Source organism: Pseudomonas sp. KBN10P06128 (assembly GCF_037574945.1).
Classification (GTDB): Bacteria; Pseudomonadota; Gammaproteobacteria; order Pseudomonadales; family Pseudomonadaceae; genus Pseudomonas; species Pseudomonas aeruginosa.
In genome coordinates this window covers 1,667,488-1,682,013 of sequence record NZ_JBBELR010000001.1, presented here as the reverse complement: position 1 = coordinate 1,682,013, position 14,526 = coordinate 1,667,488, and the positions used below count along the sequence as shown (strand labels likewise).

General features: G+C 65.3%; 17 protein-coding genes. 5 read left to right on the top strand and 12 right to left on the bottom strand.

Annotated features, from left to right (window positions below; genetic code table 11):
* Positions 1-82: 82 nt before the first annotated feature.
* The 5 genes from VQ065_RS07825 (at position 83) to cmoB (ending at position 3,852) form a co-directional block, all read left to right on the top strand.
* Complete coding sequence (locus VQ065_RS07825) at positions 83-487, top strand: protease inhibitor I42 family protein (RefSeq protein ID WP_003085581.1); 405 nt, start codon at positions 83-85, stop codon at positions 485-487.
* A gap of 98 nt (positions 488-585) precedes the next feature.
* On the top strand, positions 586-1,338 hold the full coding sequence (locus tag VQ065_RS07820; RefSeq protein ID WP_003085579.1) for a substrate-binding periplasmic protein: 753 nt from the start codon (positions 586-588) through the stop codon (positions 1,336-1,338).
* Positions 1,339-1,469: 131 nt separating this feature from the next.
* On the top strand, positions 1,470-2,042 hold the full coding sequence (locus VQ065_RS07815) for a hypothetical protein (protein WP_003085577.1): 573 nt from the start codon (positions 1,470-1,472) through the stop codon (positions 2,040-2,042).
* A gap of 104 nt (positions 2,043-2,146) precedes the next feature.
* Positions 2,147-2,887 carry a carboxy-S-adenosyl-L-methionine synthase CmoA gene (gene cmoA, locus VQ065_RS07810; RefSeq protein WP_073660185.1) on the top strand — a complete coding sequence of 247 codons (741 nt, stop codon included), beginning with the start codon at positions 2,147-2,149 and terminating at the stop codon, positions 2,885-2,887.
* The gene (gene cmoB, locus VQ065_RS07805) at positions 2,884-3,852 is read left to right on the top strand and encodes a tRNA 5-methoxyuridine(34)/uridine 5-oxyacetic acid(34) synthase CmoB (RefSeq protein ID WP_003085573.1); all 969 of its coding nucleotides are present in this window, start codon (positions 2,884-2,886) and stop codon (positions 3,850-3,852) included. Before cmoA ends, cmoB begins: the two co-directional genes overlap by 4 nt.
* A gap of 90 nt (positions 3,853-3,942) precedes the next feature.
* On the opposite strand, the gene pdxJ is transcribed toward cmoB, so the two are convergent.
* The 12 genes from pdxJ to rpoE form a co-directional block, all read right to left on the bottom strand.
* Positions 3,943-4,689, bottom strand: a complete 747-nt coding sequence (gene pdxJ / locus VQ065_RS07800) for a pyridoxine 5'-phosphate synthase (protein WP_003085571.1) — start codon at positions 4,687-4,689, stop codon at positions 3,943-3,945.
* Entirely contained in the window at positions 4,682-5,383 is a 702-nt protein-coding gene (recO, locus tag VQ065_RS07795; protein WP_003085569.1) for a DNA repair protein RecO, read from the bottom strand. The genes pdxJ and recO overlap by 8 nt, the downstream gene beginning before the upstream one ends.
* 60 nt (positions 5,384-5,443) lie before the next feature.
* Complete coding sequence (gene era / locus VQ065_RS07790; RefSeq protein ID WP_003085566.1) at positions 5,444-6,361, bottom strand: GTPase Era; 918 nt, start codon at positions 6,359-6,361, stop codon at positions 5,444-5,446.
* Complete coding sequence (gene rnc, locus VQ065_RS07785) at positions 6,354-7,043, bottom strand: ribonuclease III (RefSeq protein ID WP_003085565.1); 690 nt, start codon at positions 7,041-7,043, stop codon at positions 6,354-6,356. Before rnc ends, era begins: the two co-directional genes overlap by 8 nt.
* The gene (locus VQ065_RS07780; protein WP_003085562.1) at positions 7,040-7,417 is read right to left on the bottom strand and encodes a DUF4845 domain-containing protein; all 378 of its coding nucleotides are present in this window, start codon (positions 7,415-7,417) and stop codon (positions 7,040-7,042) included. The genes rnc and VQ065_RS07780 overlap by 4 nt, the downstream gene beginning before the upstream one ends.
* Before the next feature lie 168 nt (positions 7,418-7,585).
* Complete coding sequence (gene lepB, locus VQ065_RS07775) at positions 7,586-8,440, bottom strand: signal peptidase I (protein WP_003085558.1); 855 nt, start codon at positions 8,438-8,440, stop codon at positions 7,586-7,588.
* Positions 8,441-8,445: 5 nt separating this feature from the next.
* Positions 8,446-10,245 carry a translation elongation factor 4 gene (lepA, locus tag VQ065_RS07770; protein WP_003085555.1) on the bottom strand — a complete coding sequence of 600 codons (1,800 nt, stop codon included), beginning with the start codon at positions 10,243-10,245 and terminating at the stop codon, positions 8,446-8,448.
* A 149-nt stretch (positions 10,246-10,394) separates the two neighbouring features.
* Complete coding sequence (gene mucD, locus VQ065_RS07765) at positions 10,395-11,819, bottom strand: serine protease MucD (protein WP_003085552.1); 1,425 nt, start codon at positions 11,817-11,819, stop codon at positions 10,395-10,397.
* A gap of 39 nt (positions 11,820-11,858) precedes the next feature.
* Positions 11,859-12,314 carry an alginate biosynthesis regulator MucC gene (gene mucC, locus VQ065_RS07760; protein ID WP_003110245.1) on the bottom strand — a complete coding sequence of 152 codons (456 nt, stop codon included), beginning with the start codon at positions 12,312-12,314 and terminating at the stop codon, positions 11,859-11,861.
* Positions 12,311-13,261 (bottom strand): sigma factor AlgU regulator MucB, encoded by a 951-nt coding sequence (gene mucB, locus VQ065_RS07755; protein ID WP_003085548.1) that lies wholly within the window; start codon positions 13,259-13,261, stop codon positions 12,311-12,313. Before mucB ends, mucC begins: the two co-directional genes overlap by 4 nt.
* 8 nt (positions 13,262-13,269) lie before the next feature.
* Positions 13,270-13,854: an anti-sigma factor MucA gene (gene mucA, locus VQ065_RS07750; RefSeq protein WP_003101958.1), complete on the bottom strand. Its 585-nt coding sequence runs from the start codon at positions 13,852-13,854 to the stop codon at positions 13,270-13,272.
* A 31-nt stretch (positions 13,855-13,885) separates the two neighbouring features.
* On the bottom strand, positions 13,886-14,467 hold the full coding sequence (gene rpoE, locus VQ065_RS07745) for an RNA polymerase sigma factor RpoE (protein WP_003085543.1): 582 nt from the start codon (positions 14,465-14,467) through the stop codon (positions 13,886-13,888).
* Positions 14,468-14,526: the final 59 nt, after the last annotated feature.

The window sequence follows — 14,526 nt, the reverse complement described above, 5'->3', positions numbered from 1 at the left end:
CCATCCGCCGTGCCAACCTTGGCGCTCGGGCGCCGGCAGGGTTTATGCTGGCGCCCTTTCCATTCGAGCCGAGGAGCGCTGCATGTCCTTTTCCCCCTCCCGTCTGCTGCTGCCATTGTCCATCGTGGTCCTGGCCGGCTGCGCCGGGCAACAGAAGCCGGTGGTCACCCTGGACGACGCCGACGACTGTTCGCCGCTGAAGCTGACGCAAGGCCAGGAACTGGTGCTGACCCTGCCGAGCAATCCCACCACCGGCTTCCGCTGGGAACTGCGCAACCCCGCCGCCAGTGTGCTCAAGCGCCTTGGCCCGGAGGTCTATAGCAATTCCGAAGAAGACAGCGGCCTGGTTGGCAGCGGCGGCGAATCGACCTGGCGCTTCCGCGTCGCCGCCAGCGGCGACGACCGCCTGGAACTGGTCTACCGGCGGCCCTGGGAAAAGGACGCGGAACCGGCGGAAAGCTTTTCCTGCGCGATCCAGGTGCGCTGAAACCGCTGCCCGCAGCGGACACATTCTGTACGAAGACCGACGTCCTGCGCCGTGGCGACCTGGCCTATCCTGACAGGCCCCGTCGCCCCGAGGACTCCATGCTCCGCGCCTCCTTCGTCCTGCTCGCCCTGTCCTGCGCCGCTCCTCTGCCCTCGCTGGCCGAACCATTGCGCTTCGCAGGCGACGACGGCTGCCCCTACCTGTGCCCTGGCACGCCGCAGCGGCCCGGCTACCTGGTCGAGGCGCTCAGCCAGGTCCTTCGGGAGCCACCGCACTTCGACAGCCTGCCCTGGCCGCGCGCCGTGCAGATGGTCCGCGACGGCCATCGTGACGGCCTGGTCGGCGCCTATGGACTCGACGGCCTGCGGGTCGGCAGCGAGCCCATCGGCTGGGTCGGGCTGGCCTTCTACACCCGCCACGACAGCGACTGGCACTACTCCGGCGATGCTTCCCTGCTCGGCCAGCGCCTGGGCCTCGCCCAGGGCTACGTGAACAATCCGCGCTTCGAAGCCTGGCGCAGCCAGGCCGGCGACGACGACCTGCACCTGCAGGTCCTCGGCGGCGAGCGCGTGCTGCCGCGCAACCTGCAGAAACTGCTGCTCGGCCGCATCGACGTGCTATTGGAAGACCGCGACATCATCGAGCACTACCTGGAGCATCATCCGCAGCTCGCCGGACAGGTCCGCCGCGCTGGCGAACTGCCCGGGCGGCAGCCGCTGCACGTCGGCCTCAGTCCGCACCTGCCGGAGGTCGACGCGCGTCTCGCGGAACTCGACGAAGGGCTGCGCCAACTGCGTCGCGAAGGCACCCTGAAGGTCCTCGGCGAGCGCTATAGGCTTTCTTTCGAATGACTTTCCGGGCCGCCGGAAATCCGCCGCCAGACCAGCAACCACGCTGCTTTCAGCCGATTGAATAAATTCCGGCAGGCCTTTTTGGCGTCGTCTATTACTCAATCTACGACGGCACCGAAAGGAGGCGCGTCATGGGCACCGCTCTTCGTTACTCACTGCTCTGGGCATCCACTGTCTTCGTTTCCTCCTGCGGCAGCCTGCTGCCCAGCGAACGAGCGGAAGTCCAATCCCCCTTCGTCGACTACCTCGATGCCGAACTGCGCTATTCCCAGGCGCAACCCGGCAGCACGACCCGTTCGCAGCTGTTCGGGTTGGGTTTCGATCCATTGACCCAGGGCAACGGCCGCATGCTGTCGTTCATCGACGTGCGGCTCATGTTCATCCAGCCGAACATCCCCATCGATTACCTGCCGGGCGGCCTGGTGCAATGCCTGGAAGCGAAGGACCGCTGCATCGGCTACGCCTTCGATTTCAGCAAGACCGACACCCAGCGGGTCGGCAGCTTCTGGGCGGACGTGTTCAACTTCCGCAAGAAACGGGAGTTGCAGGGCTGGTCGTTCAAGGCAGTGTTCGTCTTCGTCAACGACGTGCTGGTGCACAAGGTCAGCAACGGCGAACCGAACATCCATCGCCTGGAAGACAAGAAGAACCCGCTGGGTCCGCTGCAGGGCGCGGGAGAGTACTTCTCCGACAAGCTCAGGTGATTCGCCTGCGCGCATGGGTGAATCGTCGCCGCGCAGTTGGGCGACGCTCGTCCCTCGGCTACAATTCGGCCCCCTGAAAAGCCGTGATGCCCGAGGTCACCCGCGTGAGCGAGCCCGATCGCCTGTTCGCCCAACCCCAGCAACGTGTCGCCGACTTCGTGTTCAACGAAGACGTGGTGCGCGTGTTCCCCGACATGATCAAGCGCTCCGTGCCGGGCTACCCCACCATCGTCGAGAACATCGGCGTACTCGGCGCGCAGTTCGCCCAGCCGAACAGCGTGCTCTACGACCTCGGCTGCTCGCTCGGCGCGGTCACCCAGTCGCTGCGCCGCCACGTCCGCAACGACGGCTGCCGGGTGATCGGTGTGGACAACTCGCACGCGATGATCGAGCGCTGCAGTGAATACCTGCATGCCCAGGACGCCATGTACCAGGAGCTGCTGCCGGTCGAGCTGATCGAGGCCGACATTCTCGCCCTGGACCTGCAACCCACCTCGCTGGTGGCGATGAACTTCACCCTGCAGTTCGTCGCCCCCGACCAGCGCCTCGGCCTGCTGCGCAGGATCCGCCAGGCACTGCTGCCCGGCGGCGCGCTGATCCTCTCGGAGAAACTGCGCTTCGCCGATGCGCAGGAGCACGCGCTGCTCACCGACCTGCACATCGCCTTCAAGCGTGCCAACGGCTACAGCGAGCTGGAGATCGCGCAGAAGCGCAGCGCGCTGGAAAACGTCATGCTCCCCGACACCTTCGAGGAACACCGTGAACGGCTCCTGGCCGCCGGCTTCAGCCGGGTCAGCCAATGGTTCCAGTGTCTCAACTTCGCCTCGATGATCGCCCTGCCATGATCCAGCACCTCGCCCTCGACGCCCTCCAGCGACACCTCGCCGGCTCGCCGCTGTACGGCTGGGCGACCAGCCTGCCCGCGCAGATCGCCGCGCGCATCGAGGAAGGCCACGGCGACCTGGCCCGTTGGTGGAGCGCGGTCCAGCGCCTGCCCCAGGTGCCCGCGCCGAAGGTCGAACTGGCCCAGCGCTTCGCCCTGCACAGCGACCACGATGCGGCGCTGCAAGCGCAGGTGAAGGAAGCGCTGCAAGGGCTGATTCCCTGGCGCAAGGGGCCGTTCGACTTCTTCGGCGTACAGGTCGATACCGAATGGCGTTCCGACTGGAAATGGGAGCGTGTCTCGCCACATGTCGAACTGCGTGGCAAACGCGTCCTCGACGTCGGCTGCGGCAACGGCTACTACCAGTGGCGCATGCTCGGCGCCGGCGCGGAAAGCGTGGTCGGGGTCGATCCGAACTGGCTGTTCCTCTGCCAGTTCCTCGCCGCCAAGCGCTACCTGCCGGAGCTGCCGGCCTGGCACCTGCCGCTGGCCCTGGAAGACCTGCCGGAGAAGCTCGAAGGCTTCGACACGGTATTCTCCATGGGCGTGCTCTATCACCGTCGCTCGCCCATCGACCACCTGCTGGCGCTCAAGGACTGCCTGAAGCGCGGCGGCGAACTGGTCCTGGAGACCCTGGTGGTGGAAGGCGACGCCAGCACCGTGCTGGTGCCCGAGGACCGCTACGCGCAGATGCGCAACGTCTGGTTCCTGCCCTCGGTGGCAGCCCTGGAGCTCTGGCTGCGCCGCGCCGGGTTCGCCGACGCGCGCTGCGTCGACGTCAGCCTGACCAGCGTCGAGGAACAACGCTCCACCGAATGGATGCGTTTCCAGTCGCTGCCGGAATTCCTCGATCCGCAGGACCGTTCGCGAACCGTCGAAGGCCTGCCGGCACCGATGCGCGCCACGCTGGTGGCGCGCAAGCCCTGACAGCGAATAGGGAAAAGCCCATCCTCGGATGGGCTTTTTTTCATGGCTTCATCCGCCCCGCAGGTCGACGGGAAGCGGGGCGCGATTGCCTCAGCGCTTGGTCGCCGCGGCCAGCATCAGCGCTTTCATCTCGGCCACCGCCTGCCTGAAGCCGACGAACAGGGCGTGGGCGACGATGGCGTGGCCGATGTTCAGCTCGTTGATGCCGTCGATGGCCGCGACCGGCTCGACATTGTGGTAGTGCAGGCCATGCCCGGCGTTGACGATCAGGCCGAGGGAACGCCCGAGGGCCACGCCCTCGCGTACCCGCTGCAGCTCACGGGCCTGCTCCTCGGGGTCTTCGGCGTCGGCGTAGCGACCGGTATGCAGTTCGATAGCCGGCGCGCCGACCCGGGCGGAGGCCTCGATCTGCCGCGGATCGGGATCGATGAACAGCGACACTTCGCTGCCCACCGCAGCCAGGCGTCGCACCGCGTCGCGGATGCGCTGTTCCTGGCCAGCGACGTCGAGGCCGCCCTCGGTGGTCAGTTCCTCGCGGCGCTCGGGGACCAGGCAGCTATGCGCCGGCCGGATCTCCTCGGCGAAGGCGAGCATTTCCTCGGTGCCCCCCATCTCGAAGTTCATCCGCGTCTGCAGCACTTCCTTGAGCACCCGCACGTCGCGTTCCTGGATATGCCGGCGGTCCTCGCGCAGGTGCACGGTGATACCGTCGGCGCCGGCTTCCTCGGCGTCCAGGGCGGCCTTCACCGGGTCCGGATAGCGGGTGCCCCGGGCCTGGCGCAGGGTGGCGACGTGATCGATGTTCACGCCGAGCAGAATTCGAGTGGCTTCAGTCACGGGGTGACTCCTTACGGTTCATGAACAGCTCGCGGCTGACCAGCGGCCGGCCGCCCAGATGGGGAGCGAGCGCCTGGCGCATCAGGCGCTTGGCCGCCGCCAGGGCGCCGGGGGCGCTCCAGTCGGCGTCGGCCATGGATAACAGTTCGGAGCCCTGGAACAGCCCGGGTTGCAGCTGCGCCACCGGCTCCAGGCCGGCCTCTGGCAAAAGCTGGTACAACGCCTGCGGCTCGATCGGGCGCCCATCGATGTCGACATCGAGAGCGAAACCATAGCCCAGTTGCTCCAGCAGGCGCCATTCGAACGCGCGCAGCAGCGGTTCGATGGGTCGCCCCGCCGCCAGCAGCGGCAGGGTCGCGGCGTAGTGGGCGAAGATTTCCGGCTGCGGGTCTTCCGCCGGCAACAGGCGGATCAACAGCTCGTTGAGATAGAGACCGCTGAACAGCGCCTGGCCATTGAGCAGGTTGGGAATACCGGCGCTTTCCAGGCGGGCCACGGTCTTCAGTTCGCCGCGCCCGCGCCACTCCGCTTCCAGCGGCACGAATGGCCGCGCCAGGGCGCCAGCCTTGCCGCGGGCGCCGCGCAGGACCGCGCGCAGGCGACCCAACGGGGTGAAGAAGTCCACCAGGGCGCTGGTTTCCTTGTACGGCCGGCTATGCAGCACGTAGGTGGCTTGGGCGGCGGCGAAGGACATGGCGGGTCGACCGGGCGCGAGAGGAATGGCGCCCGGCTGGCGCCGGGCTGCCGGGAACGGTCAGAGGTCGCCGTAGCCCAGCGAGCGCAGGGCACGCTCGTCGTCGGACCAGCCGCCCTTGACCTTGACCCAGAGGTTGAGCATGACCTTGGAGTCGAACAGCACTTCCATGTCCTTGCGCGCGTTCTGGCCGATGCTTTTGATCCGCTCGCCCTTGTCGCCGATGATGATCTTCTTCTGCCCCTCGCGCTCCACCAGGATCAGCGCATGGATATGCAGGATGCGACCTTCCTGCTTGAACTCCTCGATCTCCACGGTGATCTGGTAGGGCAGCTCGGCGCCGAGCTGGCGCATGATCTTCTCGCGGACCAGCTCGGCGGCCAGGAAGCGGCTGCTGCGGTCGGTGATCTGGTCTTCGGGGAAGAAGTGCTCGCTTTCCGGCAGACGCTCGGCGACCAGCTTCTCCAGCACGTCCAGGTTGGTCCCGTGCTGCGCCGAGATCGGTACTACCTCGGCCTTCGGCAACTGCTGGGTGAGCCATTCGAGGTGCGGCAGCAGGTCGGCCTTCTCCTCTATGCGGTCGGTCTTGTTCACCGCGATCAGCACCGGGCAACTGACGTACTGCACGCGCTCCAGGACCATCTGGTCCTCTTCGGTCCAGCGGGTGCGGTCGACCACGAAGATCACCACGTCGACATCCTTCAATGCCGCGCTGGCGGTACGGTTCATGTAGCGGTTGAGGGCCTTCTCGCCGCTCTTGTGCAGGCCGGGCGTATCGACGTAGACGGCCTGCACCTCGCCCTCGGTCTTGATCCCGAGCATGTTGTGACGGGTGGTCTGCGGCTTGCGCGAGGTGATCGCCAGCTTCTGCCCGAGGATGTGGTTGAGCAGGGTGGACTTGCCCACATTGGGGCGCCCCACGATCGCCACGTAGCCGCAACGGCTGCCGGCGGGGATGTCGTCGTGCATGTCAGTCATGGCCATTCTCCACGCCCAGGGCCACCAGCGCGGCGGCCGCGGCCACCTGCTCGGCGATGCGGCGGCTGCCGCCGTGCCCGTGGGTCTTGTCGCTCAGCAGGGCCACTTCGCAATCGACGAAGAAGGTCCGGCAATGGGGTTCGCCCTGGATATCCACCACCTCGTAGCGCGGCAGGTCGCAGCCACGCGACTGCAGGAACTCCTGCAGGCGGGTCTTGGGGTCCTTGTTGGTGTCCACCGGGGTCAGCTCGCGCAGTTGCGGTCCGAGCCAGGCGATGATCCGCTCGCGCGCGGAGTCCATGCCGGTATCCAGGTAGATGGCGCCGATCAGGGCTTCCATCGCATCGGCGAGGATCGACTCGCGGCGGAACCCGCCGCTCTTCAGCTCGCCCGAGCCCAGCCGCAGGTAGTCGCCCACCTCGAAGCCGCGCGCCAACAGGGCCAGGGTCTCGCCCTTGACCAGTCGCGCGCGCAGGCGCGAAAGCTGGCCTTCGCGAGCCTGCGGGAAGTGGTGGAACAGCGCCTCGCCGATGACGAAGTTGAGAATGGCGTCACCGAGGAACTCCAGGCGCTCGTTGTTGCGCCCGGCGTAGCTGCGATGGGTCAGGGCCAGGACCATCAGGTCCCGGTCTTTGAAGGTATAGCCGAGCTTGCGCTCGAGTCGGTCCAGCGAATTACTCACGGCATGCGTACACGGAATTCTTTGTCGAAGTGGACCACCAGGTCGATGTTGCTGATCAGTGGCTCGCGTTTTTCATATTTCAGGTGCGCCCGGAATTGGTTGTCTTCCAGTTGCACCTCCAGGGCCTTCTCCAGGTCCAGGTTGCGGATGCCGTTGATCTGCATCCCCTTGCCGACGTAGCTGTAGAACTCCGGCACGGAACGCACCTCGGCCGCCTTGTCGGTCTCCACGGAAGTGATCACCTTCTCCAGCGAGTAGTAATCCATGTAGTGCGGGATGATCTTGAATGCGGCGCTGGCGAAGAACGCCACCACGCCCAGCACCACCAGCCACCCCAGCAGGGACATCCCCTTCTGCGAACGCGCGAACCTCATGTCGGACCTCATGTCAGTGTAGTTATTCCGTCCAGCGAGCGGTAACGCCATCGGGCAGGGCCCTGCGGCGGCGTTCGCGGAAGTGAAAGCGGGGCTGCCCTCGGGAGCAGCCCCGCTTCGCGATTATTCAGCAGGAGCGCCCTTCCGCGTGGCGAACCTGCGCACAGGTCAGTGAATCACGCCGACCCGGGAGAAGTTCGGCAGGTTGCTCATCTTCGGATCGGGCCAGCTCATCCACACGGCGAAGGCCTTGCCGACGATATTGCGGTCCGGAACCATGCCCAGCAGATCCTTGGGGATCTTCGGATCGTTCCAGTAGCGGCTGTCGTTGGAGTTGTCGCGGTTGTCGCCCATCATGAAGTAGTGGCCGGCGGGAATGGTCCACTGGCGGTCGGGCTCGATGCGATAGCGGCTCATTTCCTTGCGGATCAGGTGCTCGGCCTGGCCCAGCTTCTCCTGGTACAGGGTCACGCTGCCCAGGGTACCCGGTTCCTCGCCGACCAGTTTCTCCGCCACCAGCTCGCCGTTGACGTACAGGCGCTTTTCCCTGGTGTAGCGCACGGTGTCGCCGGGCAGGCCGACCACGCGCTTGATGTAGTTGATGTTCGGTTCACTGGGATAGCGGAACACCATGACATCGCCGCGCTGCGGATCACCGATCGGGATCACCTTGGTGTCCAGCACCGGCAGGCGGATACCGTAGGCGAACTTGTTGACCAGGATGAAATCGCCGACCTCAAGGGTAGGTTTCATCGACCCCGAGGGAATCTGGAACGGTTCGACCAGGAAGGAACGCAGCACCAGCACGATGAACAGCACCGGGAAGAACGACTTGCCGTACTCCACCAGCAGCGGTTCCTTGTTGAGCTTCTCGAGCACCGCCGGATCGGGCTCGTTCACCTGCCCTTCGTAGGAAGAGATCGCGGCCCGCCGACGCGGCGCGAACAGCACCAGGTCGACCAGGGCCAGGGCGCCGCATACAGCCACGGCGATGACCAGCAACAACGGGAAATTGAGTGTCATGGGTTCTAGCTATCCACTTTGAGCACGGCGAGGAAGGCTTCCTGGGGAATTTCCACGCTACCGACCTGCTTCATCCTTTTCTTACCAGCCTTCTGCTTCTCCAGCAGCTTGCGTTTACGGCTCACGTCGCCACCGTAACACTTGGCCAGCACGTTCTTCCTGAGCGCCTTGACCGTCGAGCGGGCGATGATCTGCCCACCGATGGCTGCCTGGATCGCCACGTCGAACATCTGCCGCGGGATCAGTTCCTTCATTTTCTCCACCAGCTGGCGGCCCTTGTAGGGGGCGTTGTCGCGGTGGACGATCAGGGCGAGGGCGTCGACCTTCTCGCCATTGATCAGCACGTCGAGACGAACCAGGTTGGACGGCTCGAAACGATCGAAGCTGTAGTCCAGGGAAGCATAGCCGCGGCTGGTGGACTTGAGGCGATCGAAGAAGTCGAGCACCACCTCGTTCATCGGCAGGTCGTAGACCACCTGCACCTGGCCGCTGAGGAAGTGCATGTCGCGCTGCACGCCGCGCTTCTCGATGCACAGGGTGATCACGTTGCCCAGGTGGTCCTTGGGCACCAGGATGGTGGCGCGGCAGATCGGTTCGCGCATTTCCTGGATGGACGCCAGGTCCGGGAGCTTGGACGGGTTATCGACGTAGATGATCTCGCCGTTCTTCTGCACGATCTCGAAGACCACCGTGGGCGCGGTGGTGATCAGGTCCAGGTCGTATTCGCGCTCCAGGCGCTCCTGGATGATCTCCATGTGCAGCATGCCGAGGAAGCCGCAACGGAAGCCGAAGCCCAGGGCTTCGGAGCTTTCCGGCTCGTATTGCAGCGACGAGTCGTTGAGGGTCAGCTTCTGCAGGGCGTCGCGGAAGTCCTCGAAATCGTCCGAACTGACCGGGAACAGGCCCGCGTAGACCTGCGGCTTGACCCGCTTGAAGCCCGGCAGGACCTCGACGTCCGGCGTGTTGTTCAGGGTCAGCGTATCGCCCACCGGCGCGCCGTGGATATCCTTGATACCGGCGATGATGAAGCCCACCTCGCCCGCCTTCAGGTCGACGGTCTCGGTGTGCTTCGGAGTGAATACCCCGACGCTGTCCACCTGGTGGACCTTGCCGGTGGACTTCACCAGGATCTTGTCGCCCTTCTTCACCCGGCCGTTCTTCACCCGTACCAGCGAGACCACGCCGAGGTAGTTGTCGAACCAGGAGTCGATGATCAGCGCCTGCAGCGGCGCCTCGATCTCGCCTTCCGGGGCGGGGATGGCGGTCACCAGGCGCTCCAGCACCTCCAGCACGCCCATCCCGCTCTTGGCGCTGCAGGCCACGGCGTCGGTGGCGTCGATGCCGATGATGCTCTCGATTTCCTCTTTCACCCGCTCCGGCTCGGCCTGGGGCAGGTCCATCTTGTTCAGCACGGGCATCACTTCCAGCCCCTGCTCGATGGCGGTGTAGCAGTTGGCGACGGACTGCGCCTCGACGCCCTGGCCGGCGTCCACTACCAGCAGCGCGCCCTCGCAGGCGGCCAGCGAGCGGCTGACTTCGTAGGTGAAGTCGACGTGGCCGGGGGTATCGATGAAGTTGAGCTGGTAGGTCTTACCGTCCTGCGCCTTGTAGTGCAGGGTCACGCTGTGGGCCTTGATGGTGATCCCGCGCTCGCGCTCCAGGTCCATGGAGTCCAGGACCTGGGCCTCCATTTCGCGATCGGAGAGGCCGCCGCACATCTGGATGAAGCGATCGGCCAGCGTCGACTTGCCATGGTCGATATGGGCAATGATGGAGAAATTGCGGATATGGCTCAGGTCGCTCACGGCTCAACACACTCGAAAAGGGCAAGGGCGGCAATCCGCCGAAAAATAGCCGGGGAGTTTACCTGATGCTCGGGCAAGGCGTCACGCAGGTAACGGATTGACGGGCATGAAAAAGGGCGGTGGAAACCGCCCTTTTTTCGCCAGCCGGCTTATTCGGCCAGCTTGAAGGTGATGAAGCTGGCGCGCCCCTGGCGCAATACCCGCATCGAAACCGAACGGTTCTTCGGCAGGGCCTTGGCCACGTCGGCGAAGACCTTGGTCGAGGTCACCGCCTTGTTGTCCAGGTGGGTGATGACATCGCCCGGACGCAGGCCGATGACCGCGGCCGGACCGTCCTGGACTTCCTTGATCACCACGCCGCCCTGGATATCCAGGCTCTTGCGCTGCTCGGCGGTCAGGTCGGCGACGGTCACGCCCAGGCGGTTGCTGCTGCGCTCGGCGCCCGGAGCGCCCATCGAGGCGATTTCCTCGTCGTCGTCCGGAAGGCTGCCTACCGCCATGCTCAAGGACTTGCGCTGGCCGTTGCGAATCACGTCAAGGTTGATCTTGTCGCCCGGCTTCATGTTGCCCACCAGGTGCGGCAGGTCGGCGGACTCGTTGATCGACTGGCCGTTCAGGCTGAGGATCACATCGCCCACCTGCAGGCCGCCCTTGGCCGCCGGACCGTCTTCCACCAACTGCGCCACCAGCGCGCCGGACGGCTTGTCGAGGCCGAAGGACTCGGCGAGATCCTTGTTCACTTCCTGGATCACCACACCCAGCCAGCCGCGGCTGACCTTGCCGGCTTTCTTCAACTGGTCGGCGACGTTCAGCGCGACATCGATCGGAATGGCGAAGGACAGGCCCATGAAGCCGCCGGAACGGGTGAAGATCTGCGAGTTGATGCCGACCACTTCGCCCTCCAGGTTCAGCAGCGGACCGCCGGAGTTACCCGGGTTGATCGCCACGTCGGTCTGGATGAAGGGTACGTAGCTCTCGTTCGGCAGGCTACGCCCCTTGGCACTGACGATACCGGCGGTGACCGAGTGATCGAAGCCGAACGGCGAACCGATGGCCAGGACCCATTCGCCCACTTTCAGCTTGTTCGAATCGCCCAGTTTCAGGGTCGGCAGGTTCTTCGCCTCGATCTTCAGCACCGCCACGTCGCTGCGCGGGTCCGCGCCGATCAACTTGGCCTTGTGCTCGCTACGGTCGGACAGGCGCACCAGGATCTCGTCGGCATCGGCCACGACGTGATTGTTGGTGAGGATGTAGCCGTCGTTGGAGATGATGAAGCCGGAACCCAGCGATTGCGCCTCGCGCTGCTGGCCGCGCGGATTACGCGGAACCTGCGGGATGCTGCGCTCGAGGAAGTCGCGGAACATCGGCGGCAGCCCTTCGAGGTCGGGGATCGACAGCTGCCCGCGCGCCATGGCGCGATCCGGCAGCTTCTGCCGCGTACTGATATTCACCACCGCCGGCGACGCCTGTTCGACCAAAGGCGTGAAGTCCGGCAGTTCTGCCCGGGCCGTCATCGCCAGGCTCAAGGCCAGCAAGGCCACCATCGCAGCCATACAGCGTTTTAGGGTATGCATCGACTACAGCTCCCGTGATGTTCGAGGGAAGAGAAAGACTCAGGCCGAATCGGACGGCCCGGAAATCAGCGCTCGCAGAACCACCGGCTGCGAGGCTGGATCATCGGCATGACGACGAGCATGCCGACGCACCAATAGCCAGGCCGCCAGCAAACCCGCCAGCCCGGACACGATGATCAGAGGTTCGACAAGGCCCGCCCGGGTCGCCAGCAATGCTGCCACGAAAAACCCGAGCAGAGGGAAAAGATAGAAGAGGACGGAGGCGCGCAACAACAGGTCTTCATGAATTCCTAGGACGACCGCATCGCCGACCCGCAGGCTCAGGTCGCTCAACGCGCGCACCCGGGCACGCCCCGCGCCGACGCCCAGACGCTGCATCAGCCCCTGGCCGCAACCGGCATTGGCCGAGCAGGACGAGCAGGTACTGCGGCGCACGGTCTCGACCCATACCGCTCCCGGCTCGGTCGCCACCACTCGCCCCTGCTCCTCGATCATTTCTGGGCGGCGGCCTCGGGCCGGATGGACAGCGCCACCCGCTCGGCGGTGCCCAGCGGCACTTCGCCGACGACGGTCACCATCTGGCCGCCGTCATCGGTCTGCAGGCGCTTGGAAACCACCACGGTCGGGCCGAGCTGGCTGCGCGCGTCGCCAACCATGGCACCGTGCAGCGGCTCGATGAACACCGAGAATCGTGCCAGGCCATCGCCATAGGTCAGGCAGGCGACCGGATCGGGGGTGACCGGACTGCGACGCATGAAACTGCGGGTCAGGGTGAAACCTGGCGGCAGCCACTCCGAGCGCCAGGCCACGGCCTTCTCGCCGTCGGCCTTGGCCGGGCCGACGACCTGGCATTCGGCGCCCGCCTGCAACTGGTCTTCGGCAGGTGCCGCGCCGGTATTCAACTGGGTGAACTGGAAGCGCTCGAGCAACTGCCCCTTCTCGTTCAGCAGCAGCGATTTCAACGGCAGGCCGGTGTCGCGGTCCAGGTGCAGCTCGAAGCCGTAGCGATGCTGGTCGCGCGGGGTCACCGCGAGGACCACTGCCGGGCGGCCGGCGACACGGGATTCGCCGACCAGGCGCAGGTCGTACCAGGAAGCCAGTTGGGAAGGATCGAACTTGCGCACCGGCCACAGCTGGGCATCGGCCAGTTGGTCGGCAAGGCCGCCGCTGATGCACTGGGTGCGCCCATCGACCCGAACCACTTCCTGGCGCGCGCCGTCGAGCTGGAGCAGGCGCTCGCGAACCGCGCCATCGCTCTCCACGCGATGCCAGATCTCATGGGTGGAGAAGCTGCCATTGCGCTCGTAGACGAAGGTGCCTTGGAAACTGTTCTGGCGATCGGCCTCGGCGAGACGATTCAGCCAGTCGGAAGCGTCGGCAGCCTGAGTGGCGGGAACCGCCATCAGGCTGCCAAGCAAAAGCAACAGGGAGGTGGTGCGCATGTCTCTCCTCAGCGGTTTTCCAGGCTGGCTGCCCGAGCGTAGGGCAGCGCGCTCTCTGTACCACTGACGGCGGATTGTTGCACGTGCTGACGCAGGTAGATCGGCAGACGCTGCTCATGCCAGCGGGTATCGCTGGACGAGGAGTTGGTGATCACCTGCGGCGCCCCCTGCTCTTCGCTGTAGCCGGCCAGCACGGCCGGGCCTTTCACCTGCGGCAGGGCGATCTGCGGGGTGGTCCCCTGTTGCGCCATCTGCGGCAGGGCGTCGTTCTGGTTGTACAGACGCACGCCGGCCAGCACCGCCAGGGTCACCGAGGCAGCGACCGCCAGGCGACCGACCATCCGCCACGGCCCCTTCTCCGCTTTCGGCGGAGCGGCCTCGTCGGCCAGGGCAGCCGAGACCGCCGCAGCGATATCCAGCTTCGGCAGGGTAGGCTCGCGGTGCATGACGGACCGCGCCAACTGGTAGCGCGACCAGGTGGAACGCAGCTCGGCATCCTCGCCGCAAGCTGCGAGCACCCGCCGCAACTCGAGTTCATCCGCTTCGTTATCCATCACAGCGGACAGAGTTTCCTGCAGGGCTTCACGACTCATAGCGATACCTCTCTTGGCATTTGCCGCTGTGTCAGGCTTCTCGCAACAAAGGCTGCAGAGCTTTGTCGATTGCTTCACGAGCGCGGAAGATCCGCGACCGCACCGTCCCCACCGGACACTGCATCACGGTGGCGATATCTTCGTAACTCAAACCTTCGAACTCGCGCAGGGTCAGGGCCGTGCGCAAATCCTCGGGCAACTGCTGGATGGTCTGGTGCACCGTGGCCTCGATCTCATCCCGCAACATCGCCCGTTCCGGCGATTCGATGTCCTTCAGGGCGTGGTCGCCCTCGAAGAACTCCGCATCCTCTGCGGTCACATCGCTGTCCGGTGGCCGACGCCCGCGAGCGACCAGATGGTTCTTCGCGGTGTTGATGGCGATCCGATACAGCCAGGTATAAAAAGCACTATCGCCGCGGAAATTGCCGAGCGCGCGGTATGCCTTGATGAAGGCTTCCTGCGCTACGTCCTGGGCTTCCTGGGCGTCGTGCACGAACCGCACGATCAATCCCAGTATCTTGTGCTGGTATTTCAGTACCAGCAGATCGAAAGCCCGCTTGTCTCCGCGCTGTACCCGTTCAACCAGTTGCTGATCCTGTTCCTGGGTTAGCATGAAAGCTCCTCTTCGAACCTGGAGGAGCTTCGAGCGTCCCAGCGAATCGTCTTGCCAAG